The following is a 665-nucleotide window of genomic DNA, read 5'->3' as shown; positions in this document are numbered from 1 at the left end:
GCCTGGTCGCCTTCGAACTTCACCGACGGCGGCGGCAGCGGCATCGAGTCGAACAAGGTGCGCAGCGCATCGACCACATCGATGTTCATCACATCGGTGGTGGCGATCTGGATCTCGCCAGCGTTCACCGAAACGCGCTCGATACCATCGCTGGTAGAGACGAAGTGGCGGTTGCGGGTCGGCGCCTTCACCGGATTGACCACGATCTCCTTGAAATCGGGATCGCTGGCCAGCGGCACCGCCCACTCGATGTCATTGGCGAAGCCACGGGCGCCAGCAAGGTGCACCAGCCCAAGCTGGTCCTCAAGGCGTGTCATGTAGTTGAAGCCCTGGTCGCGGGCCAGCGTGCGCAACTGGTGCGGCGTACGCTGCTGGGTCATCTGCCCACCCGCCGAAATCGGCTTGCGGGTCTGGTTGATCCGCAGCTTGTCCTGGCTGAAATCCATGCGCTCGCCACGACCTTCGGCATAGTGCTCACCCATGATCGGCTTACCGTTGATGGGGTTGATCAGGTCGAAGGTGACTTCATCGCCAGCCGTCTTGGCCAGGTCCATGCAGCGCACGACCGGCAGTTCGTTCTTCGACTGGAAGCGCAGCGTCGCGCTGGCATCGGCCTGCTGGGGCAGCTTGCCGGTCAGCCGGTTGAGCACCGTCGGGCGCTGCAT

At 63.5% G+C, this 665-nt stretch carries 1 protein-coding gene; it reads right to left on the bottom strand.

The window, feature by feature from the left end:
• The coding region (locus FAZ21_RS20080) for a phage capsid family protein (RefSeq protein WP_136775197.1) at window positions 1–665 on the bottom strand (665 nt) is incomplete at both ends.

It is taken from the genome of Chitiniphilus eburneus, from assembly GCF_005048205.1.
Lineage (GTDB): Bacteria > Pseudomonadota > Gammaproteobacteria > Burkholderiales > Chitinibacteraceae > Chitiniphilus > Chitiniphilus eburneus.
The sequence above is the reverse complement of the archived record's forward strand: the minus strand, read 5'-3'. Positions and strand labels throughout refer to the sequence as shown.